Source organism: Streptomyces sp. DvalAA-43, assembly GCF_900091725.1.
GTDB classification, from domain to species: Bacteria; Actinomycetota; Actinomycetes; order Streptomycetales; family Streptomycetaceae; genus Streptomyces; species Streptomyces pulveraceus.
This window is the reverse complement of sequence record NZ_FMBW01000022.1, coordinates 46,954-72,912: the sequence shown is the minus strand read 5'-3', so window position 1 is coordinate 72,912 and position 25,959 is coordinate 46,954. Positions and strand designations below refer to the sequence as shown.

Here is a 25,959-nt window from a genome sequence, read left to right as displayed (position 1 = left end):
GCGGCACACGGCGATGAGGGATGGGCGTCTCGGGAACGGGCGTCTTGGAAACGGGTGGGGACAGGTCCGCCACCACCCGGCATTCGAGGTGGAGGACGTACGAGCTCCCTCGCCGCACCGTCACAACCACCTTCCGAGTGTGCCCAGCTTTGACCGTTGGTGATCATACAGGCCAACTTGCACGCACTCTCGGGAAATTGAAGATCAGATGGCGTGGTGGGCATCACCCTGCTCCCGGGCCCGACACGCCCCGTACCCAACACTCCGGGGCCCATACTTCCCGTGCCCAACGCCCGCGGCGCTCGTCGCTCCCGGTGCCCAACGCCCACCGATTCCCTGGTTCCCCTTGCCTGGATCGTCCGGGCCGAGCAGAGTGGGCCACACGCGCCGTCCCGTACTGGGCTGACGAACCACGCCCTCTTCCAGTTCCAGCGGCGTCGTGCAAGTCCCGGATGCCGCCCGATCCAGGGCCGTGCGCGGGAACACTGAGAGGGGGGTCATGTCTCAGCGTGAGAACAAATCCGAGGTCGGCAATTCTCCGGCCGATACGGTACGCCTTTACTACCGGCTCGTGGACGAAGGCGACATAGACGGCCTTGTTCAGCTGTTCGACACCACTGCCGAATATCTCCGGCCCGGATACGAGAAACTGACGGGACATAAGGAGCTGGAGCGATTCTATCGTGAGGAGCGCGTCATAGAGAGTGGGCGCCATTCCGTTCTGAAGCTCATTCACGACGGCCAGGACGTCGCAGTGCACGGTGTGTTCGAGGGTGAACTGCGCGACGGGACGCATGCCTCGTTACGATTCGCCGATTTCTTCGAGCTGACGCCCGCAGGGACTTTCTCCCGCCGCGAGACATTCTTTTTCGCGCCGATGGTCTGACCTGCCTGACCTGTATTCCAGGGTGTATTCCAGGGGTTCCGACCTGGATTCCAGGGATGCGGAAGTCATCCTGGAACGGCTCCGGACTACCGGGCGCGGGGCACCACGATGGCCGTGGCGATCAGCCCGTCGGTGACCGCCCATCGGCCGGTGAACTCGCCGCCCGGTACCTCCGGAGCCGGGGCCAGCAGCTTCGCGTGGAAGGTCTCGTCGCTGTGGAGCGTGATGTCGGCCTGGTCGAAACCGAGCCACCGTCCGGTCAGCGGGAACCATGCCTTGTAGACCGACTCCTTCGTACTGAACAGCAGCCGGTCCCAGCACAGAGCCGGGTCCTTCGCCCGGAGCCCGGCCATCCGGCCGGCCTCGGACGGCAGCGCTATGGCGTCCAACACCGTTCCCGGCAGCGGAAGATGGGGTTCCGCGTCGATGCCGATGCTGAGCACCTCGGTCGCGCGGGCGACGGCGGCCGCGCGGTAGCCGTCGCAGTGCGTCAGGCTTCCGACCGTCCCTTCGGGCCACCGGGGCGCGCCGCGCTCCCCGCGCAGGATCGGCATCGGAGGGACGTCGAGCAGGGCCAGGGCCCGCCGTGCGCACCACCGGGCCGTGGTGAACTCGCGGCGGCGCTTCTCCGCGGCCTGCCACACCAGTTCCACCTCCTCACCCATCAGGAAGGCGTCCTGGGGATCGACGAAGGAATCGACAGCGGCGACCGGCGGGGACATCAGCTTCTCGATCACCTCGGCATTCTAGGACCTCACGCTCGGTTCATGCTGGGCCCGCGTACCGGTTCGTCGTCACAGAAGTCCCGCCATCACCATTTGAAACACCGTTGACATGTCTGGCGGGGGCAGGACAAGCTTGAGGTTCTGGTGGCGCCCGCTGGGGCAGCCGGGCTGACGTGGTATTGGGCAGCCGCCAGGATCGTAATCATCACGGGGGCGGGGAGATTCAGTTGTGCGTGCATTGAATTCCTTCGAGTGGTAGCGGGCGTTTCGGAAGAAGAGCGCCGTCACATCTGGAGCAGCGGCCGGTCGGCCGTGCTTTCCACGCGAATTCACCGCTGACGGCGAACACTCTCGGCATTCCGGGCGCGGATTCGCACGCGCTCCTGACACCTCGACCGTTCGGGTTCCAACCCGTCCGAAAGGAAACCCTCAGGGCCTGCGCTCCATGCCCATGGAGCACCATGCCCGAGCGGCCGGTTCAGCGAGCCCGCTGAACGCGGACGAAACGTGGACAAGTCGAGGACTTCGCAAGGGGGTTGCCCTCTCCTCTGCCCCTTACAGACCATCGGCACCTCGACACCTCGACGTGGGGAAAGATCGCCTCGTGGCCCATGATGTGTTTCCGTCACGCACACCACAGACACCACAGACAGCGCAGAGAACGCAGCCGCCCACCGTCGCCTCCCCCGAACTCGTGGTGGCACCGGTGACCATCACCCCGACCAAGCCACTCACACCGACCCATGTGAAGGGTCTGTTGTGGACCGACATCCTCGTCAAGGCGAGCGCCGCGGTCACCGGGGTTCGGCTGGTGTGGAACAACCGCATGGCAACGCTGACCACGCAGTCGACGGCGTTCTGGCACTATCTCGATCTGACCGAACCGGACACCGACTGGAGCGGCGAATCGGAGACCGGGATCGGCGAACGCTACCTCCGGTACCACACGGAACGCCGGGAGCCCGATCCCCGCGCACTCGATTCCTACCTGGCACGCGCCGACCAGGACGGCTGGATCCATCCCGCCAGTAGACGCATGCTCGAACTGTGGCGCGCCGAGCTGGATCTGTTGGGCGTCGGCGACCTGGGCCTGGCCGAGGACCGCCCACTGGCCACCGCGACACGACCGGTGATCGGGGCACTGGCGGAGCGGGGCCTGATCATCGATCACCGGCGCTTCGGCGGCCCCCTCTACCTCGACGGCCCGCGCTGGGGCATGCCGCTCCGGCAGCTCATCAGCAGCGAAGGGCACCCTAACTACCTCGTGCCGATCCTGCGCGAGCTCGTACCGCTGATCCGCCCCGGCCGGATGTTCCTGCTCATCCACGACGACGAACTCACCGCCGACTACCTGCTGCTCAAGCGCGTGCTGACCGAGTTCGGCGCCGCCGTCACACGTCTCGGCCTCAGCCGGGTGCCGCTCAACGGAACGGTCCGCTCCAGTCGGTACGGCGGCTGGAAGGGAACGACGCTCTCCGACCTCTCGGCCACCTCCGGCTCCGCCGACCGGACCGCGTACCGGCTCGGGATGCGACTGTACTTCGCCGGAGTGCTGCACCGGCGCTCCGCGCAGTCCTTCCGGATGGACCTGCTGCGCCGAAGCGTGGGACGCGCCGCCCGCCTGCTGGAACGTACCCCCGACGACCCCGCCGACCTGGCAGGACAGCAGGTCATGACGGCGCTCTCCCGGTTGCAGGCCCGGTCCGGCTACGTCGACCCGTACCGGCTGACGGCATCCGTGATGGGAGAACGGGCCGCCCTGCCGGCCCCCGCGCTCCGGGCGGTCTACACATGAGCGAGGCACCGCACGAGGTGCGGTCCGAGGCGTGGTCCGAGGCACTTCCCGAGGCACAGTCCGACGTGGAACTGCTCACCGCCGCGGCACGGACCCGTCTGCGGGCGGCCCACGACGGCCTGGGAGACGGGCCGGTCCCCTGGGGGGTGGGCGTCGCGGTCGTGGTGGCCGATCTCGACGTGGCGACGTTCATCGCCGGTGTCGCAGACTTCGCCCTGACGCTCCCGGACGATCTGTGCGAGGGGTGGTACCGGGCGTTCACCAGAACGGTGTTCTTGGCAGGCCGCCCCGCCAGCGTGGCCGCCCGGCACCCGGGCTGCCGGACCACCGCGGGTGCGCCGTACGCCTGGTACGGACCGGCCCGGCGAGGCGAACTGCGGCCGCTCTCCCGGCTGTTGCGCGCTTTCGACGGGCCGGCGCCGATAGACGTGCCGACCGGACCGCTGACGGTGACCGTCCCGGGCGGGGAACCCTCGGGACACGTGGTGGACGCGGCGGTCGCGATCGGCGGGGTCAGCACCGGCGACTACCTGGTCCACGTACACCACCTCATCGCGGAGGCCGCCCTGCGCGGCCTGATCGGGCCCGGCGACACCCTCCGGGTCGACCACCGGAAGGCCCTCGACACCGCCGAGTTCCGCGACCTCCTCGCCCCCGCCCGTGCCGACCGGGTCCAGACACGGATCACCCGGAGCCGAACCGAGCCCCACCACCCGCGCCTGTACGGCGTACTGGAATCGAACCGTCTCCAAGGAGGCCACTGAATGCAGGCCGAACGCGTACGGGCGGAGCACCGCCGCCTACTGGACAGTCTGGACCGCCCCGAGGAGGTGCAACGCGACCTCCTCACCGGGATCCTGGAGCAGCACGCGGGCACGTCGTTCGGCCGTGAGCACGGGCTGGGCGCAGTGCGGACCATCGACGAGTTCCGCCGGGCGGTGCCGATCCGCACCCACGAGGAGCTGATGCCCTGGATCGGACGGGCCATGGACGGCGAACGGAACGTGCTGACCACCGACGACCCGGTCGTCTACTTCTCGTCCAGCGGAAGCACCGGCCGCGAGAAGCACATCCCGGTCACGCCCAGCTACATGCGGCAGACCTTCCTGCCGTTCTACTACGCCGCCTTCGCCCCGCTGCTGCGGACACTGCCCCAGGCACTCGCCGCACCCAACGGGGTGCTGAACCTCTGGCAGGACCCCACCGCGCCGATCGCACGGGCCCGGAACGGACAACCGCACATCGGCGCCAGTCAGGTCGACTACCGCAAGTTCGGTGAGGACTCCGCGGTCGGACCGGGCAACGCCGCCCCGTGGAGCCGCATCCCCGACGAGCTGGCCGCGGCCGGCCCCTGGGACCGCAGCTACTACAAGCTGCGCCTCGCCGCGGAGCAGGACGTCAGGGTGGTCATCGGCGTCAACCCGGCGATGGTCGCCGGCCTCCCGTACCAACTGCGCGAACTGTGGCCCCGGATCGTGCAGGACATCCGGGCCGGCACCCTGGACGGGCGGCTGCACACGACACCGAACCCGGAGCGCGCCGACGAGATCGAGCGGTACGCCAGGACGTTCGGCACGGTCCACCCGTACCACCTGTGGCCGCGCCTGTCCGCCATACTCGTCTGGAACAGCGCGCTCGCCTCCCTGTACCTGCCCCGGGTCCGGGAGACGTACGGGCCGGGCGTCCAGCTGTTCTCCGCGCCCATCGCGTCCTGCGAAGGACCGGCCGGGGTACCGGTCGACCGGCACCCCAGCGGTGCGCCCCTGTACCTGCCCGGATGCGTCTACGAGTTCGTCCCGGCCGACGGGCCGGTCACCGCCGACAGCGAGACGCTGCTGCCCACCGAACTCGACGAGGGGCGCGACTACCACCTCGTCTTCAGCCACATCGGCGGCATGTACCGGTGCGCGGTCACCGACCTCGTCCGGGTCGTCGGCCACATCGGCCGCACCCCGCGCATCGAGTACGTGGGCCGCAACACCGTCCGGTCCGCTGCCGGGGAGAACCTCACCGAGGCCGCCGCCCTGTGCGCGCTGCGCGCCGCCTGCCAGGACACCGGCGCGGAGATCCGCAACGCGACCTACCACCTGGACCCCGCGGAGAGCGGGACCGGCGGACGCTACCGCCTCGCCGTCGCCTTCGCCGGCCCACCCGCGACAGACCTGGCCACGGCCCTCGACACCCGCCTGTCGGAGCACTGCCCCGGCTACGGCGCCGGCCGCCGGGCCGGGGCGATCGCCCCCGTCGAGGTCGTCACCGTCCATCCGGACGCGTTCCTGCGCGAGTGGGAACGCACCATACGGGCCGGGCAGCGCCCGCCCCGGGTCAAGGACCGCGTCTTCCTCCCCGGCGACGACGTGTGGCACCGGATCGCCAGCACCGGACCGGAGAGTTCCGGCTGACCCCGCGGCGACGCCACCGGGCCGGGCGGGAGCGGTCCGGGCCGTCGGCGACAACGAACACAACGACCGTCCCCACCGGGTGCACGCACCTCCGCACCGCGGCCCGGCGGAACGGCGTCCAACGAGGAGAGGGAAGCCCTGTATGACCGACACCATCCCCGGCCGGGGGCAGTACACCGAGGACGCCCGCAGAGAACGGCTGAACTGGCTGCGCGAGCGCAACGGAACAGCGCTGGCGTCACTGGAGAGCACCGGGCTGACGGCACAGAACCTGGTCGGCAACGTGGAGAACTTCATCGGCTCGGTCGAGGTGCCGGTGGGTCTCGCCGGACCCCTGCTGTTCGTCGGGGACGCGGCCCGGGGCAGCATCGTGGCCCCGTTCGCCACCTCCGAGGGAGCGCTCGTCGCCTCGGCGTCCCGTGGCGCACGCGCCATCAGCGCCTCCGGCGGAGTCACGACGGCGGTGCTGTCCCAGCGCATGACCAGGGCGCCCGTGTTCGAGTTCGCCGACATCGCGACCGCACAGCGGTTCACCGCCTGGCTGCACGATCAGCGCGACCGGCTGGAGGAACAGGTGGGCCAGGTGTCCCGGTACACCCGCCTGGTCGACATCGACCCGTACCAGATCGGCCGCTACCTGCACGTGCGTTTCGTCTTCGAGACCGCCGACGCCGCCGGGCAGAACATGACGACGGCGGCGACCTGGCAGATCTGCCGCTGGCTGACCGGCGTACTCGCCGCCGAGGACGAGCTGCGCCCCCGCGACATGCTTCTGGAGGGCAACCTCAGCGGCGACAAGAAGGTGACCACGGGATCCATGCTGGCAGGGCGCGGTACCCGGGTGACCGCCGAGGCCCGGCTGAGCCGCGACGTGGTGGCATCGGTCCTCAAGACCACCCCCGAGGCCATGGTCAAGTGCTACACCGCCACGCTCCTCGGGGCCCAGCAGGCCGGGATGACCGGGTACGGCGTCAACGCGGCCAACGTGGTCGCGGCCCTCTTCACGGCGACCGGACAGGATGTGGCATGCGTCCATGAGTCGGGGGTCTCCCTCTTCTCGCTGGAGATGGACGGCGACCACCTGCTCGCCACGATCCTGCTCCCCAACCTGGTCGCGGGCACCGTCGGCGGTGGCACCGCACTGCCCCACCAGCGCGACCTGCTCACCGCGCTCGGCTGCGCGGGAGCGGGCGGTGTCCGGCGGTTCGCCGAGATCGTCGCCGGGTTCGCCCTCGCCCTCGACGTGTCCACCATGGCGGCGGTGGTCAGCGGCCAGTTCGCCGACGCGCACCAGCGACTCGGCCGGGCCCGCCGCGTCGACTGGCTGCAGGACGGCGACCTCGACGCGGTGCTGCTCCAGCCCGTACTGGCACAGGGTCTCGGCGATCCGCGCCTGCACGTCACCGAGGTCAGCCCGTCCCCCCAGCTGTACGGCGACGGGATCTCCAGCGAACTCGGTGCGCTGGGGGAGCGCCGCAAGCTGACCGGCCTCCACCCGCTGACGGTGAGCTGGACCGACGGCGACGGGACCGCCGCAACGACCGAGATGGTGGCCAAGGTCAAGCCACGTGGCGAGGAGGTCGTCGCCGGCATCGCGATGCTGGTCTCGCTGTGCGGCCCGGACGTGGCACGGGCGTGGAACTGCTGGGGCGCCGACACGGAGTTCACCGACACGCACCGCCGCGAACCGGCGGTGTACCGGCGCCCGGAGCCCGTGCTGACCAGCCTGCTCCCGCGCTGCTACGGAGTTCTGGAGGACGACGAGCGCGAGGCGTACGTCGTCCTGATGGAACGGCTGCGCGACGACGGCGGACCATGGACCCCCGACCGGATCGACGCGGCGCTGCGCGCCATCGCCCGGGTCCACGGACACTGGCTCGACCGGGATCAGGAGCTGCTCGACGAGGGCTGGCTGCACCGGGTGCCGGAGCCGGCGCACCTGGCCAAGTCACGGGAGCTGTGGGAGGCGCTGGTCCGCCACGCCGTGGCGGAGCTGCCCGCCCTGGTCGACGCCCCGCGCGCGAACATCCTGCTCGGCATCGTCGAGGACGCCGGATACTGGACGCAGGAACTTCAGGCGCTGCCCCGCACCCTCGTCCACAACGACTTCAACCCGCGCAACATCGCGCTGCGGGACGGCCGGCCGGTCGTGTACGACTGGGAGCTGGCCACCGTCGACGTGCCACAGCGCGACGTGGTGGAACTCCTGGCCTTCTGTCTCGGCCCGCAGACCACGACGGAAGAGGTGGACCGCTTCCTCGCGGTGCACGCGCGGGCCGTGGCCGCGGTGTCACCGGAGGCGGCGGCCGTGGTCGCCCGCTCCGGCTGGCACCGGGGATATCAGCTGGCCTTGCGGAGGTTCATGACGACCCGGCTGGCCCTGTACGCGGCCGGACACAGCCAGCGCGAGTTCGACTTCCTGCCCCGGGTGCTGGAGACGACGTTCCGCCTGTGGTCCCTCGAACAGTCACGGGACGGTGAGTGACATGCGGGTTGCCCTGGTCGGCATCGACGGCACCGGCAAGACCACGGTGCTGCGCCGCATCCACGAGCGGGACGGCATCGCCGTCGTCCATGCCATACGGAGCCACGACGATCCCGTAAGTCCCTTCGCCGAGCTGTCCCTGGCCCTGGCCGACGCGTCCGCCGCGGCCGACGCACTGGGCAGGGTCCAGCTCAAGGTCGCCGTGCTCTACCTCCAGTTGTGCCTGTACGGTCCGGCCGAACGGCAGGCGTTGCAGAACAGCCCGGTCCTGCTCACCGACCGCCATCCGCTCATCGACCCGCTGGTGTACCTGCCCCTGTTCGGGCGCGTCGAGCGGGACGACCAGCCGGGCGACGACATCGAGGCCTGGTGGGGAAAGCAGGACCCCGGGGCGGCGCGGTCGGTCCGCGACTGGCTCCGGACGTGTTCCGGTGGCACGGACCCCTGGTCGCTGGGCACCGAACTGCTGCGCCTGGGCACCAGGCCGGGGCCGGAGATCCACGAGGAGCTGAGCCGGCGGCTGGGCGTGACGACACCCGAAGCGGTGCTGCTGCTGGACCTGCCCGTCGCACAGGCCCTGCGGCGCACGCGGGAACGCACGCGTGGCGGCGAACTGCACGAGACCACGGCCTTCCTGTCCGCGACACGGCAGCGCTACGACGAGGTCCTGGACTGGCTGAGCGCGGCCAGGCCGGATGTCACCGTCCGGCGCATCGACTGTTCCGGCCTCTCCCCGGACGGAGTGGCGGAACAGGTGTGCGGCGCGCTGGGGGACCTCCGCGGCCGGTGAGGGGTCAGTCCCGGATGTTCCAGCCGTGGTCGCGCAGGCCCGCCATGAGGGCCTTCGCCGAGGCGGGGGCGACCGCGAGCTGGACATGGCCGACCTGCTGGTCGGTGGAGTGCTCGATGGTGACGTCCTCGATGTTCACCCCGAGGGCGCCGGCCTCGCCGAAGAGGCGGCCGAGTTCGCCGGGCTGGTCGCCGAGGACGACGGTGACCGTCTCGTAGCGGGTCGGCGGCGCGCCGTGCTTGCCGGGGATGCGGGCGCGGCCGGTGCCGCCGCGGCGGATCACCGCCTCGATCCCCACCGCACCGGCCCGCCGTTCGTCCTCGCCGTCGGCCTGGAGGGCGCGCAGCGCGGCGACGGTGGCGCCGAGGTCGGCGGCGACCTCCTCCAGGACGTCGGCGACCACGCCCGCGTTGGCGGAGAGGATGTCGACCCACATCGCGGGGTTGGAGGCGGCGATCCGGGTGACGTCGCGGACCCCCTGGCCGGAGAGCCGGACGGCGGTCTCGTCCGCGTGCTCCAGCCGGGCGGCGACCAGTGCGGCGACCAGTCGCGGCGCGTGCGAGATCAGCGCCACGGCACGGTCGTGCGCGGCGGCGTCCATCACGATCGGCATCGCGCCGCAGAGCGCGGTCAGTTCGAGGGCGGCGTTGAGCGTCTCGGTGTCGGTGCCGGCGTCGGGGGTGAGCACCCAGGGCCGGCCCTCGAACAGGTCGGCGCGGGCGGCCAGCGGGCCGGAGCGCTCCCGGCCGGCCATCGGGTGACCGCCGATGTAGTGGGTGGTGTCCAGGCCCCGCGCCAGGATGTCCGCCCGTGGGCCGCTCTTCACACTGGCCACATCGGTGTACCAGCGGGCGAGGCCGCGGCGCCGGCAGTCGGCGAGCGCCCTGCCGACCAGGGCCGGGGGCACCGCGATGATCGCCAGGTCCACCGGGTGGCCGGGCCGTTCGGTGGTGCCCGCGCCGAGCGAGGCGGCCGTCCGGGCCGAGTCCGGGTCGGCGTCCTCCAGATACACGCGCAGCCCGCTCCGGGTGAGCGCGAGGGCGGCCGAGGTGCCGATCAGTCCGGTGCCGATGACGGCGGCATGGCGCATGGGCGGTTCACGTCCCCTGGAGCGGTTGAATGCGATTCTGTTGATTCCTTCGGCACCCGCGGTACCGGCGCGATCCGCCAGGTAACACGGGACGGCCCTCGGGGCCGACGCCACCGCACGACGAGCGCGCCGGCCCCGCGCGTCAGACGGCCCCGGCCGCCGTGGACGCGGCGCCTTCCCCGCCCGCGGCCGGGAACGCCTCGCCCGCCATACCGGCGGTGAGGGTGGTGCCGTCGGCCGGGTCGATCAGCAGGAACGAGCCCGTGCGCCGGTTGTCGGCGTAGTCGTCCAGGGCCAGTGGCTCGGCGGTGCGCAGCACCACATGGCCGATGTCGTTGACGGCCAGGCCCCGGTCGCCGGACCGCCGTTCCAGCGTGTCGATGTCGATCCGGTACGAGATGTCCTTGACGAGGGCGCGCACCGTGCGGGTGGTGTGCTTGAGCAGCACCTTCTCCCCGATGCGGAGCGGACGCTCGTCGAGGTGGCAGACCGTCGCCTCGACGTCCTTGGTGGGGACGGGGGCGGGGCCTGCCACGATCATGTCGCCGCGCGAGATGTCGATGTCCCCGGCGAGGCGGACGGCGACCGACTGGGGGGCCCAGGCGAGGTCGGTCTCCCTGCCGACGGCGTCGATGCCCGCGACGGTGGTGGTGCGGCCCGACGGCAGCACGGTGACGGTGTCGCCGGTACGCAGGACACCGGAGGCGAGCTGCCCGGCATAGCTGCGGTGGTCCGGGTGCTCGGCGCTCTGCGGCCGGATCACGTACTGGACCGGGAAGCGGGCCGGCTCCTCGCGCGGGTCGCCGCCGACCCGGACGGTCTCCAGGTGTTCGAGCAGGGTCGGGCCGCCGTACCAGTCCATGGCCGCCGACGGTTCGACGACGTTGTCGCCGGCCAGTGCGGAGATCGGTATCGCCACGATGTCCTTGACGCCGAGCGAGGCGGCGTAGGAGGTGAACTCCTCGGCGATGGCGGCGAAGACGGGCTCCGCGTAGTCGACCAGGTCCATCTTGTTGACGGCCAGGACCACGTGCGGCACCCGCAGCAGCGCGGCGACGGCCGCGTGGCGGCGGGTCTGCTCGACGACACCGTTGCGGGCGTCGACCAGGACGACGGCCAGCTCGGCGGTGGAGGCGCCGGTCACCATGTTGCGCGTGTACTGCACATGCCCCGGGGTGTCGGCCAGGATGAACCGCCGCCGGGCGGTGGCGAAGTAGCGGTAGGCGACGTCGATGGTGATGCCCTGCTCGCGCTCGGCGCGCAGCCCGTCGGTCAGCAGCGCCAGGTCGGGCGCCTCCTGGCCGCGGCTGCGCGAGGCGCGCTCGACGGCCTCCAGCTGGTCGGCCAGGACCGACTTGGAGTCGTGCAGCAGACGGCCGACCAGGGTGGACTTGCCGTCGTCGACGGAGCCGGCGGTGGCGAAACGGAGCAGGGAGGCGGTGCTGGTTTCGGTGACGGTGCTCATCATTAGAAGTACCCTTCGCGCTTGCGGTCTTCCATGGCGGCTTCGGACATCTTGTCGTCGGCACGCGTCGCACCGCGCTCGGTGAGGCGGCTGGCGGCGATCTCGGTGATGACGTCGGCGATGGTCGCCGCGTCGGAGTCGACGGCACCGGTGCAGGACATGTCGCCCACGGTGCGGTAGCGCACCAGGCGCCGTTCGACCGTCTCGTGCTCCTTCGGACCACCCCAGTCGCCCGCGGTCAGCCACATGCCGGAGCGGCTGAAGACCTCGCGCTCGTGGGCGAAGTAGATCTCCGGGAGCTCGATGCCCTCGCGCGCGATGTACTGCCAGACATCCAGCTCGGTCCAGTTGGACAGAGGGAAGACGCGGACGTGCTCGCCGACCGCGTGCCGCCCGTTGTACAGGGACCACAGCTCGGGGCGCTGGCGGCGCGGGTCCCAGGCGCCGAACTCGTCGCGCAGCGAGAAGACGCGCTCCTTGGCGCGGGCCTTCTCCTCGTCGCGGCGCCCGCCGCCGAAGACGGCGTCGAACCCGCCCCTCTCGATGGCGTCCAACAGCGGCACGGTCTGCAGCGGGTTGCGGGTGCCGTCCGGGCGCTCGCGGAGCTTTCCGGCGTCCATGTACTCCTGTACGGAGGCGACATGGAGCCGCAGACCGTGCCGGGCCACCGTGCGGTCGCGGTACTCCAGGACCTCGGGGAAGTTGTGCCCGGTGTCGACGTGCAGCAGCGCGAACGGCACCGGCGCGGGCGCGAACGCCTTCAGCGCCAGGTGCAGCATGACGATGGAGTCCTTGCCGCCGGAGAAGAGGATCACCGGCCGCTCGAACTCACCCGCCACCTCACGGAAGATGTGTACGGACTCGGCCTCCAGGGCGTCCAGGTGCGACAGCACGAACGGGTTCTCCCGCGTGTCCACCAGGTGCCGGGCAGCGGTCGTCATGCCAGTCCCCTCTCGGTCAGGAAGGTGTACAGCTCGGCGGCGGACTCGGCCACCGAACGGCCCTGTGTGCTGATCCGCAGCTCGGGATCGGCCGGAACCTCGTACGGATCGTCCACGCCCGTCAGGCCGGAGAGCTCGCCCGCGGCCTGTCTGGCGTACAGGCCCTTGACGTCACGCTCGGAGCAGAGCTCCACCGGAGTGGCGACATGGACCTCCAGGAACTCGGTGCGGCCGGCGGCGTGTTGCTCGCGCACGGCGGCGCGGGACCCGGCGTACGGGGCGATGACCGGGGCCAGCACCTTGACTCCGTGGGAGGCCAGCTTTTCGGCGACGAACCCGACCCGGGTCACATGGGTGTGCCGGTCCTCCCGGGTGAACCCCAGCCCCTTGGACAGGAAGGTGCGGATCTCGTCACCGTCCAGCACCTCGACCCGGTGCCCCTCGGCGCGCAGCCGCTCGGCCAGGGCGAGGGCGAGCGTGGTCTTGCCCGCGCTGGGCAGCCCGGTCAGCCACACGGTGGCACCGCGCTCGGAGGGGGCGGCCACGGGGGCCGCCACTGCGGTGTCCCCGGCGACCGGAGTGTCGGCTGTCGTCACGGTGATGTTCTCCAGAAAGTGAGTTGACGATCTGTCAGAAGTGGAGCCGCACCTGGTCCTGCCGGATCCGGCCCGGCGCCCGGCCCCGGTGGCCGACGTCCCGGCTGCTCGCAGGGCTGCCGGGTGAGCAACCGGTGTGTTGTGATGCGGAGTCTTGTGATCAGAGCCCGGTGGCCGGTGGGAAACGTCCGGCCCGCCGTGGCGGGCGGAGCTGTGACGCCGCGCGGTGGCGGTCCGTATGCCTGGTGTACGGGCCGAACGGTGCGCGGCCGCCGTCCCTCGCGGGACCGACGCGCGGCCGGCGGGGCCCAGGGCATCGCGGAACGGTACGGCTTGGATTGCCGGACCCGGCGGGAAGACGCGGGCCGACGTGTGATCAGGACTGTGGGAGCCGGAAAGTGCCGAGCCGATATCGGTGGCCGGACCCTGCGCCTACCTCCCCCTGCTGGACAGCCCATTCGGTCGTGCGGCCGCGACCGAGCATAGGTGCCTTACGTAGGGAGCGCCAGTCACGGATCTTGATGCCGCATACGGCTCCGCCCATTCTTCGGGCCGTGTCCGTACGGTGAACAGGTTCATACCTCTGAATGGCCGCCATTCCGGACTCTCCTAATCCGGAAGTGCCGGGTGCCGGATTTTTGTACATTTCTCGCACTTGCGCACCACCTGCCCGCCCGTAATTTCAACAAGGGGAGCATTGCATTCCGATTGCGGGTAACTCCAATGATGCTTGACGCGCCTCTGGTTCACTCATTAGGGTGATGATCATCATTCAGAGGACTTATGGCCGAGTGGGCCGCGTTTCAAGCGGCGACCGAGTGTGCCGGGTCTCGGACGGGGGAGTGGTCGAGGGTGGTGGCGGTTGTGCGAATGGATATGCGTAGTTCCTGCTGAGGTGCCCGCTGGCTGATGATGTCGCCAGCCCTGGCTTCCGGCTTACCGAATTCTTTTCCCTGTCGTTCCGACGGGTTTCCCAGTGGCTCCTTTTTTTATGGGCCTCATGTGTGCCATTTCTGGCTGCCTAAAAGCAGGAGAAATGTGCCAACAAAGTCTCGGTGGGATATTTCCGTGTTCATTATTGATGCTGTTCGCGCGCGGGTTGTCGAGTCGTCCGAAAAGCCCGCGCTCATCATGCTGGCCGAGGGGGAGAACGAGGCCGAGCGCCTGTCCTTCGCCGAGTACGACCGGCGCGCCCGGTCCCTCGCCGCAGGGCTTCAGGCCCGCGGGATGGCCGGCGAGCGGGTACTGATCCTCCTGCCGCAGGGTGTCGACTACGCCGTCGCCTTCCTGGGCTGCCTCTATGCCAAGGCGATCGCGGTGCCCGCCTTCCCGCCGACCAGGAGCCGGAAGGGCGCGCGGGTCGAGGGCATCGTCGACGACTGCGCCCCGCGGCTCGCCGTGGTGGGCGCCGACCGCGTCCAGCCGATGCGCCGCGAACTCCCCGCAGCCTGCGCCGTGATGACGACGGCCGAACTGTCGGCGGACCCGGAGACCTGGCACCGGCCCGAACCCGGCCCGGACGACGTCGCCTACCTCCAGTACACCTCCGGCTCGACGGGCCGCCCGCGCGGTGTGATGGTCACCCACCGCAACCTCGTCCACCAGCTCGACATGCTCGCCGATGTGATCCGGCTGACACCGGACGAGGTGTCACTGTCCTGGCTGCCGCTCTTCCACGACTTCGGCCTGGTCGCCGGGCTCATGTACCCGCTGCGGGCCGGTGCGACGAACGTGCTGATGGCACCGATCGACTTCGTCCAGGAGCCGCTGCGCTGGCTCACCGCGGCCACCCGCTACCGGGCCGCGCTGACCTTCGGCCCCAACTTCTCGCTCGACCTGTGCTGCGAGCGCATCCGCCCCGAGGACCGCGAGGGCCTGGACCTCTCGGCGCTCCGTACCTTCATGATCGGTGCCGAGCCGATCCGGCCCCAGTCGATCGAGCGCTTCGCGGCCGAGTTCGCGCCGTTCCGATGTAGTACCGACATCTTCACCCCGGCCTATGGAATGGCCGAGTCCACACTCGCCGTGACGATGCGGCGGTCCGGCGAGACACTCGGCGTCGACTCCTTCGACAGCGACGAGCTGGGACACGGCCGGCTGCGACGCGTGCCCGACGGCGCCCCCGGCAGCCGCAGGCTCCCGAGCAACGGCGACGTCCTGCTGGACACCGGACTGCTGATCGTGGACCCGGAGACGCACACCCCGCTGCCGGACGGCGAGTGCGGCGAGATCTGGCTGCGCGGCGACACCGTGAGCCCCGGCTACTGGCAGAACCCCGAGGCCACCGAAACCACCTTCGGGGCCCGCCTGGCCGACGGCAGCGGCCCGTATCTGCGCACCGGCGACCTCGGCGGGCGCCTCGGCGCGGACACCTACATCACCGGGCGGCGCAAGGACCTCATCGTGGTCCGCGGTGTCAACCACTACCCGCAGGACATCGAGCTCACCGTCGCCGACTCCCACCCGGCCCTCGAACGGGACAAGGGCGTCGCCTTCTCGGTGGAGGACGCCGAGGGCACGGAACAGCTGGTCGTGGTCAGCGAACTGACGCGCAGCGGCTTCCGCGACGCCGACCGCGACGAGGTCGTGCAGAGCATCCGGCTCGCCGTCGTCGACGAGCACCAGATCGACCCGCGGACCGTCGTACTGATCCGGCCGGCCCAGCTCCCGCTGACATCGAGCGGCAAGGTCCGCCGCCAGGAGTGCAAGCGCCTCCATCTGGCGGGCGAGCTCAAGCCCGTGCACACCTCCTCCGCGGCGGCCGCCCGGCCGGCTCCCGCCCCGGCCGGACCGGGCCGCACCCGGAAGGAGGTGGCCGACTGGCTGACCGGCCGGATCGCCCACCTCCGGGGGCTCGACCCCCACGAGATCCCGGCGAACACGCCCTTCGGCTCCTTCGGACTCGACTCGGCGGGGCTCGCCGGACTCGCCGGTGACCTCCGCGCCTGGCTCGGCGCCCCGGTCGACGCCAAGGCCCTCTACAACCACCCCACCGTCGCGGCACTGGCCGACGCGCTCACCGGCGGCGACGCCCCCCGGCCCCGGCAGCAGCCCGAGACGGCCGCGCCGCGACCGCCGGACGACCACGAGCCGGTCGCCGTCATCGGCATGGCCTGCCGCCTGCCGGGCGCCGAGGACGTCGACGCCTTCTGGCAGCTGCTCCTCGACGGGCGGGACGCGGTGACCGAGGTGCCGCCGCGCCGCAGACTGCTCGGCTACAGGCTGGAGCACGGCGAACCGGCATGGGGCGGATTCATCGACGGCGTCGACGAGTTCGACGCCGCGTTCTTCGGCATCTCCCGCGACGAGGCCCGGCACATGGATCCGCAGCAGCGCCTGCTGCTGACCACCGTATGGCGGGCCCTGGAGGACGCCGGGACGGACCCGGCGGCGCTCGCCGGGGGCAGGACCGGCGTCTACGTGGGCATCAGCACCCACGACTACGGCCGCCTCCAGGACCGCGCCCACCGCCCCGCCACCGCCCACGACGGCACCGGCAACGCGTCCAGCATCGCGGCCAACCGCATCTCCTACCTCTGGGACCTGCGGGGCCCCAGCCAGGTGGTGGACACGGCCTGCTCGTCCTCCCTGGTGGCCCTCCACCAGGCGTGCGACGACCTTCGGCGCGGCGCGTGCGACGTCGCCGTCGTCGGCGGCGTCAACCTGCTCCTGGACCCCGCGCTGACCACCGGCTTCACCCAGGCCGGCATGCTGGCCCCGGACGGCCGGTGCAAGACCTTCGACGCCGCGGCGGACGGCTATGTGCGCGGCGAGGGCTGTGGTGTGGTGGTGCTCCGCCGCAGCACGGACGCGCTCGCCGACGACGACCGGATCCGCGCCCTGGTCCAGGGCTCGGCGGTCTCCTCCGACGGACGCAGCAGCACTCTGACCGCGCCGAACGGACCGGCCCAGGAGGCCGCACTGCGCGCGGCCCTCACCGCCGGTGGCCTGACGCCCGGACAGATCGGTTACGTGGAGGCCCACGGCACCGGCACCAGGCTCGGCGATCCGATCGAGATGGGCGCACTGCGCGCCGTCTACGGGGAACCGGCCGGCACCGACCTCCATGTCGGCTCGGTGAAGAGCAACATCGGCCACCTGGAGGCCGCGGCCGGAATGGCCGGTCTGATCAAGACGGTGCTCTGCCTGGAGCACCGCCGGATCCCGGCCTCGCTGCACGTCGGCACGGTCAACCCGCTGATCGACCTGGAGGGCTCCCGCCTGCGGATCCCGCGCTCGGTGACGGACTGGCCCGAGGGCCCCGGACAGGCGGCGGCCGTCAGCTCGTTCGGCTTCGGCGGCACCAACGCACATGTGATCCTCTCCGGCGCACCGGCCCGGCAGCCCGCCGTGGAGACGACCGAGAGCGGTGAATGGTTTCTCCTGCCGGTCTCCGCGAAGAGCGGGCCCGCCCTGCGCCGACTCGCCGGTGACTACGCACGGTTCGTCGGAGCGGAGGACGGTGCCGCGCCGGCCTCGAACGCGCTGGTCCACACCGCCGGAGCCCGGCGCTCCCACCACGACCACCGCCTCGCCGTGCTGGCCCGGTCGCACCAGGACGCGGCGGAGGCACTGACCGCGTACCGGAACGGCCTGCCGACCGACGCGGTGGTGTCCGGCGTCGCGGGCCGCGGCGGGGACGGCCCGGTGGCCTTCGTGTTCACCGGCCAGGGCGCGCAGTACCCCGGCATGGCGAAGGCGCTGTACTTCCGGCACGCCGCCTTCCGCGAGACGCTCGACCGGGTGGACGCGGTGGTCCGCGCCGAGCTCGGCGTCTCCCTGCTGCCGACGCTGTGCGACGCCCCGGGCCCGAAGGTGGACCTCGAACAGACCCGCTTCGCCCAGCCGGCCCTCTTCGCCGTGGACTACGCGCTGGCCGCCCTGTGGCGCGCGAGCGGGGTGGAACCCGACGCCGTGGCCGGGCACAGCCTCGGCGAGTACGTGGCGGCCTGCGTCGCGGGCGCCCTGAGCCTCCCGGACGCCGTACGGCTGGTCGTCGCCCGCGCGAGTGCCATGCAGGACCTCGCCGGGCCCGGAGCGATGTACGCGGTCCACACGGACCGTGAACTGCTCGCGGCGGTGCGCGCGGAGCTTCCCGCGGACCGTTCGGTGGTGGTCGCCGCCCTCAACGGGCCGGAGGACCTGGTGATCTCCGGCGGTGAGGAGGCGACGGCCGGGCTCGCCGCCCGCTGGGCGGAGCGGGGTGCCCGGATCACCCGGCTGCACGGCACCCGCGCCTTCCACTCCCCGCTGATGGCGGACGCCGTCGCACAGTTCGAGCGCTTCGCCGCGACGATCACCTTCCATGCCCCCGAGATCCCGCTGGTGTCCAACCTGACCGGCGCCGCCGTACCGGAGCTCTCGGCCGGTCACCTCGCCCGGCACGCGCGGGAGCCGGTGCGGTTCGGTGACTGCCTGGACGCCCTGGCCGCGCTCGGCTGCACCACCGTCGTGGAGTGCGGACCGCACCCGGTGCTCGGCCCGCTCATCGAGGCCGCGCTGACCGAGGCGGTCAGCCTGCCGAGTCTGCACCGCGACGACACCGACGACCGGCGCTTCGCCGAGGGACTGGCGCAGTGGTACGTCCGGGGCGGGCGGGTCGACTGGACGGGGGTGCTGCGGGACCGGGACGGGGCGTACGGACGGCTGCCGCTGCCGGTCCGCCTGCCGGGCCACCCGCTCGAACCGACCCGGCACTGGTTCACCGACGGCGGAGACGGGCGACACCCGCTGCTCGGCGCCCCCGTCGAACTCGCCGGTGCCGAGGCCCACTGGTTCTCCCGCACCCTGACCGCCGAACAGCCCTGGTACCTCGACCAGCACCGGGTGGCGGGCCGTCCGGTGCTGCCCGGGGCCGCGATGACGGAGTGGGCCGACGCGGCCGCCCGCGCGGTCGCCGGTGACGGGCCGTGGTCGCTCCGCGGAGTGTCCTTCACCGCCTTCCTGCCGCTGCCCGACGACGCACCGGTCACCACCCAGACGGTGGTCGAGGCCGGGCACCGGATCCGCGGCTTCAGCCGGGTGTCCGGGCGGGACGAGTGGACGGAGCACGTCACGGTGGCCGCCGCACAGGCGGCGGAACCTGCCCCGGACACCCGGGCCGACCTCGACCGGCTCCGCGACGGCCTGACCGAACTGGACGTCGAGACGCTGTACAAGACGCTGCGCGGACGCGGACTCGACTACGGCCCGGCCTTCCGCGGACTGCGCCGGCTCTGGGCGGACCGGACGCGGGCCGTCGGCCGGGTCGAGGTGACGCTCCCGGCCGAGGACCATGCGGCCCACCACGCGCACCCCGTGGTGCTCGACGCCTGCTTCCACGTGACCGCCGCCTTCCTCGGCGATACGGAGGAACTCCTCCTCCCGGTCGGCATCGACCGGATCACCGTCCACCGCCGACTGCCCGCACACGTGTGGTGCGTGGTCCGCGACGCCGGACCCGGGGCCGACGGCACACGCGCCTTCGACCTGGATCTGCTGTCCGACGACGGCGAACCGCTGGCGGCCGTCGAGGCGCTGCGGCTCCGGCCGGTCGCACCGGACCGGATCGCCGCGGCGGCCGGGGCCGGGGTGCGGACGCTCCGGACCGACTGGGTCCCGGCCCCGCCGGAGGCCACCGACGGGCGGCCGGGCACCTGGCTGGTCTGCGGGACCGACGCGTCACCGGCCGACGACTGGTGCGCCGGGGCCGGAACCACGGCCCAGGCACTGGTGGTCGCCCCGGACGCCTCGGACGAGGAACTGGCCCTGCTGTTCACCGAGGCCCGTCACCGGGCGGACACGGTCGCCGGACTGGTCCTCCGGATGGCCCCGGCGGCAGCCGACGGCGATCCCTCCGGGCCCGCCGGTACGGCCTTCGCGATCCTCCGGCAGTTCCTGCGGGAGTTCGCCGCGGACCGCCCCGAGGTCGTCGTCTGCTCGACCGGCGCGGTCCGGGTCCCGCAGCTGCCGACGCGTCCGGACGCCGGACAGGCGATGCTCACCGGACTGGCCAGGGCGGTCATCGCCGAGTACCCCGAACTCAAATGCGTCCAGGTCGACTTCGAGCCGGGCGGGACACAGCCGCCGCTGTCCGGGGTGCTCGCCCGCGTCGCGGGACTGCCGGGGCGCGGCCATCTGGCGGTGCGTGACGGCCGGTGGTTCACCGCCCGACTGCGGGAATCCGGGCGCGGCGACGCGGCGACGGCACCCGTCCGTCCGGACGGCAGCTATCTGGTGACCGGCGGGCTCGGTGCCCTGGGCCTGGCCACCGCACGGTGGCTGGCCGACCGGGGCGCGCGCTGCCTGGTGCTGACCAGCCGCTCCGTACCGGCCGGAACCCCGCGCGAGGTCCAGGAGCTGCGGGCCGCCGGGGTGCGGGTCGAGCTCTGGCCGGCCGATGTGGCCGACCTTCCGGCGACGACCGGCCTGTTCCGGCGGATCGACCGGGAGCTGCCCCCGCTGCGCGGTGTCGTCCACGCCGCCGGCGTCACCGACGACGCCCCGCTGGTCGACCTCGACCGCGCACGCTTCGAGGCCGTCCTCAGGCCGAAGGTCCAGGGCGCGCGCAACCTCCACACCCTGACCGCCGGTGTCGAGCTCGACTTCCTCGTGCTCTTCTCGTCGCTCGCCTCCCTGACCGGCTCGGCCGGACAGGCCGCCTATGTCACCGCCAACGCCTTCCTGGACGGGCTCGCCGAACAGCGCTGCCACGAGGGACAGGTGGCCCTCGGCGTCAACTGGGGCCCCTGGGCCCAGGCCGGCATGGCCGCCCGTCCCGAGCTGCTCGCCCGGCTCGCCCGTACCGGCATCACCGGGATCGGCTCCGCAGAGGCCCTGGCGGCGCTCGGCGGCCTGCTGGACGACGGCCTCCCGGCGGCCGGGCTCGCGGCGGTCGACTGGGCCCGGTTCACCGCCACGGACAACCGGCGGCTGCCGTACACCCTGCTGAGCGACCTGGCCCCGGACCGCACCCCGGACGGGCAGCTGCCCGACACCCCGGTGGAACCGTCCGAGGGCCGGGAGGGCCAGGAGGGCCGCGCGGCCGACCGGGTGGCCGAGCTCGCGCTCCGGGACCCGCAGGCCGGGAAGGCCGCGATCGGCGAGGAACTCCTCGACGCCGCCGGTGAGCTGCTCGGCCTCACGACGCGGCAGCGGGACGAGCTGCGGCCCACCTTCGGGCACCGCCGACTGAGCGAACTCGGCCTGGACTCACTGAGCGCCGTACGGCTGCGCAACCGGCTGCTGGCCGACTTCTCGGCGGACGTCCCGCCCTCGTTCGTGTTCGGCGGCAACACCGTCGCCGACGTGGTCGACCTGATCCACCGACAGATCACGCTCCGCAGTCTGGTCGCCGACGACTCGGAGGCCGACGACGCCGGGGCCGACGACGTCGAGGTCCTCACCATCTGATCCACGCGCACACCGCGCCGCCGATCCACGCCCCCTCGTCCGCCGGTCCACCGGCCGGCGGACGCACGGGCGCGCCCCGGCCCCGTGGTGCCGTGCCCCGGGGCCCCCACGCCCCGGCCCCCGACTTCGTACCACTTCCCCGTGGCGGCGTCGGCCCGACCGGGTCCGGCGCTCCCGACCGTCCGAAATGGAGTTCCCGGAATGACAGCACACGGAGGCCACGCCGACCCGGCCGAGCTGCTCGGCCGGCTCGCCCAGCACGGCGTCCGCCTGCGGCTGGTCGACGGCGACCGCATCGAGGTGCGCGCCACCGCCGGCTCGCTCCCCGACCAGATCCGGCAGGAACTCACCGAACGCAAGGCGGAGCTGGTCGCCCTGCTCAAACAGGGCGACGCCGCCCGGCAGACCGGCGCGCTCCCGCAGGTCGTCCGCGACGAGCAACGGCGCCACGAGCCGTTCCCGCCGTCCGACCTCCAGATGTCGTTCCTGGTCGGCAGCACCGCCCAGTTCGAGTACCACGTCCGGCCGCACCAGTACATGGAGTTCGACTTCGAGGAACTCGACCCCGAGCGCTTCGAGGCCGCGCTCAACCGCATGCTGCACCGCCAGCGCGACAGTCTGGTGGTGGTGCGCGACGACCTCCAGCTGGAGACCGTCCGTGACCCCGCACCGGTGAAGGTCCGGGTCGCGGATGTCCGGCAGGCCCCCGAGGCCGAGGCACGGGCCGTCGTCGAGCGGACCCGGGACGAGATGCAGGCCGCCGAACTCCCGCTGGACACCTGGCCCTGGATGGACGTGCGGATCACCCGCTACGGCGACGGCCGGGCGAGGCTGCACTACAACAACAACAACTTCTTCAGCGACGGCCCCGGCACCGGCCGCTTCCTCGACAGCGTGCTGCGCAGCTACCACGACCCGTCCGAGACCCTGCCGGAACTGGATCTGGCCTACCGCGACTGTGTGCTGGCACTGGCCGCCCTGGAGGAGTCGGAGCGCGGCGAAGCCTCCCGGAAGTACTGGTGCGACCGGATGGCCGCCTGGCCGGAAGCACCGAACCTGCCGCTGGTGAGCGGTACGGACACCCGCACCCGGGTCCAGCTCACCCGGCGCGAATTCACCCTGACCGCCGACCAGTGGACCCGCTTCAAGCAGCGGGCGACGGACAACGGTGTCACCACGACCAACGCCGTGTACGCGGTCTACGCCGAACTCGTGGCGTACTGGAGCGGCTCCCGGCACTTCCTGCTGAACAACATGATGACCCACCGGCTGCCGATCCATCCGCAGATCTCGGAGGTGGTCGGCAACTTCGCCTCGCTGTACCCGCTGGAGGTCGACTGGCGGCACGACGAGACCTTCCGCGACCGGGCCCGACGGCTGCAGAGCCAGGTCATGACCGACATGGAACACACCTACTGGAGCGGGGTGAAGGTCCTCCAGACGCTCAACCAGGTACGGCGTACGCCCGGCCGCGCGGCCTGCCCGTTCGTGGTCGGCAGCGGACTGTTCATGGGCCACCTCGACCAGCCGGTCTTCAGCCACCTGGAGACGCCACAGGTGCTGCTCGACAACCAGTTCTGGGAGCAGAGCGACGGCGGCCTCTGGGTGGTCTGGGACCTGGTCGAGACCATGTTCCCGGCCGGTCTGGTCGACGCCATGCACACGGCCTACCGGGACCTGCTCCTGCTGCTCGCGGACGACCCGGCGGCCTGGACGCGAGGCTCCTTCGGCCTGCTGCCGGACGGACAGCGCGCACGCCGCGCCGCGGTCAACGACACGGCCTGCGACATCCCCGAGGGCCTGCTCGGCCGCGCGCTGGCCCGGCAGGCCGGCCGGCGCCCCGGGGCGCCGGCCGTGGTGGCGGCGGACGGCGCCATGGACTACGCGGAACTGCACGCCCGCGCCCAGGACGTCGCCGCCCTCCTGCACCGCAACGGTGTCAGGCCCGGCGACAAGGTCGCCGTCGTCCTGCCGAAGGGCGGTGAACAGATCGCCGCCGTCCACGGCGTGCTCGCGGCCGGGGCCGCCTATGTGCCCATCGACCCCGGCTGGCCCCGAGAACGCGTGGGCGAGCTCCTCGTGGACGCCCGGGTCGCCGCCGTGATCACCTCGGCGGACGAGCGGGACTCCCTCGCCCCGGCCACCGGCCGCCCGGTGCTGACGGTCGCGGAAGCGGAGCCGGTGAAGGGCCCGGCACCCGTGCACGAGGGCGACCCCGGCGACACCGCCTACGTCATCTACACCTCGGGGTCCAGCGGCAAGCCCAAGGGCGCGGTACTCGACCACCGAGGACCGCTGAACACCGTGGTCGACATCAACCGCAGGTTCGGCATCGGCCAGGACGACGTGGTCTTCGGCGTCTCCTCGCTCTGCTTCGACCTCTCCGTCTACGACGTCTTCGGCACCGCCGAGGCCGGTGCGACCCTGCTGCTGCCCCCGGCCGGAGCCGCGAGCCCGGGACAGTGGGCCGACCTGGTGCGGGAACACGGCGTCACGGTCTGGAACTCGGTACCGGCGATCATGCAGCTGTTCGCGGAGGCCGCCGAGCAGGCCGGTCTGACCTTCCCCGCACTCCGCGTGGTCCTGCTGAGCGGTGACTGGATCCCGGTCCGGCTCCCGGACCTGATCGCCCGGATCGCACCCCACGCGCGGGTGGTGAGCCTCGGCGGCGCGACCGAGGCCTCGATCTGGTCCATCCACCACCCGATCGACCGGGTCGACCCGGCCTGGTCGAGCATCCCCTACGGCCGTCCGCTGGGAAACCAGACCTGGCGGGTGCTGGACGCGGTGGGCCGGGACGCCCCCGACTGGGTCACCGGCGACCTGTTCATCGGCGGTACCGGCGTCGCACTCGGCTACCTCGACGACCCCGACCGGACGGCGGCCTCCTTCATCACCGACCCGGTCACCGGCGAGCGGCTGTACCGGACCGGCGACCACGGCCGCTATCTGCCCGACGGGGACATCGAGTTCCTGGGACGCGCCGACTTCCAGGTCAAGATCCAGGGGTTCCGGGTGGAGCCGGGCGAGATCGAGCACGCGCTGGCCCAGCATCCGGCCGTGCGGCACGCGGTCGTCGTCGCCCGCGCCTCCGGCTCGGGACGGCAGCTCGCCGGTTACGCCGTCGCCGAGCCGGACGTACCGCGCCCGGAACCGGAGGAGCTGCGCGCCTACCTGGCCGACCGGCTGCCCGGCCACCTCGTACCGAGTTTCGTCGTCGTCGTCGACGGCCTGCCGCTCACGGCCAACGGCAAACTGGACCGCCGCGCCCTGGAGGCCATGGGCCCCGCGCAGGACGGCCGGACCCGTACGTACACGGCGCCCCGGACGGAGACCGAGAAGGTCCTCGTGGAGATCTGGGAATCGGTCCTCGGGGTCGAACCGGTCGGCGTCCACGACGACTTCTTCGACCTCGGCGGACAGTCCTTCGCCGCGCTGCGCGTCATCGGCCTGGTCGGCACACGGCTGGGCCTGCGCGCCCCGCTCGGCGCGCTGCTGGAGCATCGGACCGTCGCCGCGCTCGCCGCGCTGCTGGAGACCGGACAGGACGAGTGGTCCCCGCTGGTGGCGCTCGACGACACGGGCGACGGGACCCCCTGGGTGCTGGTGCACCCGGCCGGAGGGAACGTGCTCTGCTACCGGGGACTGGCGGAACTGCTCGACGGGCCCGCGTACGCCTGCCAGGCACCCGGCCCGGGGGTGGGCAGGGAGCCGCTGGACTCCGTGGAGGCACTGGCCGAGTGCTACGTCCGGGCGCTGCTCGCGGCCCGCCCGCACGGCCCCTACCGGCTGGCCGGCTGGTCGTCCGGCTCGGTGATCGCCTTCGAGCTGGCCCGGCTGCTGGAGCAGCGGGGCGAGACCGTGGAGCGGCTCGTGGTGATCGACTCACCGGCCCCGGACCAGGGGACCCCCGAGGCGGCCGAGCCCGGCGAGGCGGCTATGCTCCTGTGGTTCCTGGAGGACCTGGACGTCGGCTTCGACCCTGCGGCGGTCCGCCCCGCCGACGCGGCCGAACTGGCCGCCTCCCCGGCGCCGGAGCGGCTCACCCGGACCGTGGCACTGGCCCGGGAACAGGGCCTCGACCTCCCCGACGCCGCCGACCTGGCCCTGAGCTGGCCGGTGTTCCGGGGCATCATCACCGCGTGCCACCGCTATCGCGCGTCCACGGTCGCGGCCGACATCACCGTGGTCCGGGCGGCGCACGGGAGCGTGACCGAGTTCGCGGACCACCCGCACACGGACTCCGCGGAGTGGGGCTGGTCCTCGCTCACCAGCGGCCGGACCACCGCCGAGCGGACCGACGGCACCCACCACACACTGCTCACCGACGCCCATGTCGCGGCCGTCGCCGCACTCATGACCACCTGTCCCGCTCAGCACTGACCCCAGGGGA

At 72.1% G+C, this 25,959-nt stretch carries 13 protein-coding genes; 8 read left to right on the top strand and 5 right to left on the bottom strand.

All coding sequences use genetic code 11. The features are described 5' to 3' along the window. Window positions 1–499 precede the first annotated feature (499 nt). Complete coding sequence (locus GA0115234_RS04690; protein WP_093539559.1) at window positions 500–886, top strand: nuclear transport factor 2 family protein; 387 nt, start codon at window positions 500–502, stop codon at window positions 884–886. Window positions 887–972: 86 nt separating this feature from the next. On the opposite strand, the gene GA0115234_RS04685 is transcribed toward GA0115234_RS04690, so the two are convergent. Further along, window positions 973–1,623: a 4'-phosphopantetheinyl transferase family protein gene (locus tag GA0115234_RS04685; protein WP_093539558.1), complete on the bottom strand. Its 651-nt coding sequence runs from the start codon at window positions 1,621–1,623 to the stop codon at window positions 973–975. A 694-nt stretch (window positions 1,624–2,317) separates the two neighbouring features. Between GA0115234_RS04685 and GA0115234_RS04680 the strand changes: the two genes are divergently transcribed. The 5 genes from GA0115234_RS04680 to GA0115234_RS04660 all read left to right on the top strand — a co-directional run bounded on the left by GA0115234_RS04680 (window position 2,318) and on the right by GA0115234_RS04660 (window position 9,083). Next, window positions 2,318–3,406 (top strand): hypothetical protein, encoded by a 1,089-nt coding sequence (locus tag GA0115234_RS04680; protein WP_141718395.1) that lies wholly within the window; start codon window positions 2,318–2,320, stop codon window positions 3,404–3,406. Continuing rightward, window positions 3,403–4,170 (top strand): DUF6182 family protein, encoded by a 768-nt coding sequence (locus tag GA0115234_RS04675; RefSeq protein ID WP_093539556.1) that lies wholly within the window; start codon window positions 3,403–3,405, stop codon window positions 4,168–4,170. The genes GA0115234_RS04680 and GA0115234_RS04675 overlap by 4 nt, the downstream gene beginning before the upstream one ends. Continuing rightward, entirely contained in the window at window positions 4,171–5,808 is a 1,638-nt protein-coding gene (locus tag GA0115234_RS04670) for a GH3 family domain-containing protein (RefSeq protein ID WP_093539555.1), read from the top strand. It abuts the gene before it with no gap. 142 nt (window positions 5,809–5,950) lie between these two features. Next, complete coding sequence (locus tag GA0115234_RS04665; protein ID WP_093539554.1) at window positions 5,951–8,293, top strand: phosphotransferase; 2,343 nt, start codon at window positions 5,951–5,953, stop codon at window positions 8,291–8,293. Window position 8,294: 1 nt separating this feature from the next. Continuing rightward, window positions 8,295–9,083: a hypothetical protein gene (locus tag GA0115234_RS04660; protein WP_093539553.1), complete on the top strand. Its 789-nt coding sequence runs from the start codon at window positions 8,295–8,297 to the stop codon at window positions 9,081–9,083. Between the two features lie 4 nt (window positions 9,084–9,087). On the opposite strand, the gene GA0115234_RS04655 is transcribed toward GA0115234_RS04660, so the two are convergent. The 4 genes from GA0115234_RS04655 to cysC all read right to left on the bottom strand — a co-directional run bounded on the left by GA0115234_RS04655 (window position 9,088) and on the right by cysC (window position 13,136). After that, window positions 9,088–10,173, bottom strand: a complete 1,086-nt coding sequence (locus GA0115234_RS04655) for a prephenate dehydrogenase (protein ID WP_093539552.1) — start codon at window positions 10,171–10,173, stop codon at window positions 9,088–9,090. A 142-nt stretch (window positions 10,174–10,315) separates the two neighbouring features. Beyond that, window positions 10,316–11,638: a sulfate adenylyltransferase subunit 1 gene (locus tag GA0115234_RS04650; protein ID WP_093539570.1), complete on the bottom strand. Its 1,323-nt coding sequence runs from the start codon at window positions 11,636–11,638 to the stop codon at window positions 10,316–10,318. 2 nt (window positions 11,639–11,640) lie between these two features. Then, a complete protein-coding gene (cysD, locus tag GA0115234_RS04645) occupies window positions 11,641–12,579 on the bottom strand; it encodes a sulfate adenylyltransferase subunit CysD (RefSeq protein WP_093539551.1) in 939 nt (312 codons plus the stop codon). Next, window positions 12,576–13,136 carry an adenylyl-sulfate kinase gene (gene cysC, locus GA0115234_RS04640; RefSeq protein ID WP_093539569.1) on the bottom strand — a complete coding sequence of 187 codons (561 nt, stop codon included), beginning with the start codon at window positions 13,134–13,136 and terminating at the stop codon, window positions 12,576–12,578. The genes cysD and cysC overlap by 4 nt, the downstream gene beginning before the upstream one ends. 1,107 nt (window positions 13,137–14,243) lie before the next feature. Here cysC and GA0115234_RS04635 point away from each other — a divergent pair. Beyond that, window positions 14,244–21,566 carry a type I polyketide synthase gene (locus GA0115234_RS04635; protein ID WP_161275570.1) on the top strand — a complete coding sequence of 2,441 codons (7,323 nt, stop codon included), beginning with the start codon at window positions 14,244–14,246 and terminating at the stop codon, window positions 21,564–21,566. Between the two features lie 201 nt (window positions 21,567–21,767). After that, window positions 21,768–25,949, top strand: coding sequence for a non-ribosomal peptide synthetase (locus tag GA0115234_RS04630; protein ID WP_093539549.1), 4,182 nt, complete (start codon window positions 21,768–21,770; stop codon window positions 25,947–25,949). Window positions 25,950–25,959: the final 10 nt, after the last annotated feature.

Bases quoted from the DNA above. Each gene is read 5' to 3' on its own strand.
- GA0115234_RS04690 (WP_093539559.1), top strand. From the start codon at position 500: ATGTCTCAGCGTGAGAACAAATCCGAGGTCGGCAATTCTCCGGCCGAT.
- GA0115234_RS04675 (WP_093539556.1), top strand. From the start codon at position 3,403: ATGAGCGAGGCACCGCACGAGGTGCGGTCCGAGGCGTGGTCCGAGGCA.
- GA0115234_RS04670 (WP_093539555.1), top strand. From the start codon at position 4,171: ATGCAGGCCGAACGCGTACGGGCGGAGCACCGCCGCCTACTGGACAGT.
- GA0115234_RS04665 (WP_093539554.1), top strand. From the start codon at position 5,951: ATGACCGACACCATCCCCGGCCGGGGGCAGTACACCGAGGACGCCCGC.
- GA0115234_RS04660 (WP_093539553.1), top strand. From the start codon at position 8,295: ATGCGGGTTGCCCTGGTCGGCATCGACGGCACCGGCAAGACCACGGTG.
- GA0115234_RS04655 (WP_093539552.1), bottom strand. From the start codon at position 10,173: ATGCGCCATGCCGCCGTCATCGGCACCGGACTGATCGGCACCTCGGCC.
- GA0115234_RS04650 (WP_093539570.1), bottom strand. From the start codon at position 11,638: ATGAGCACCGTCACCGAAACCAGCACCGCCTCCCTGCTCCGTTTCGCC.
- cysD (WP_093539551.1), bottom strand. From the start codon at position 12,579: ATGACGACCGCTGCCCGGCACCTGGTGGACACGCGGGAGAACCCGTTC.
- GA0115234_RS04630 (WP_093539549.1), top strand. From the start codon at position 21,768: ATGACAGCACACGGAGGCCACGCCGACCCGGCCGAGCTGCTCGGCCGG.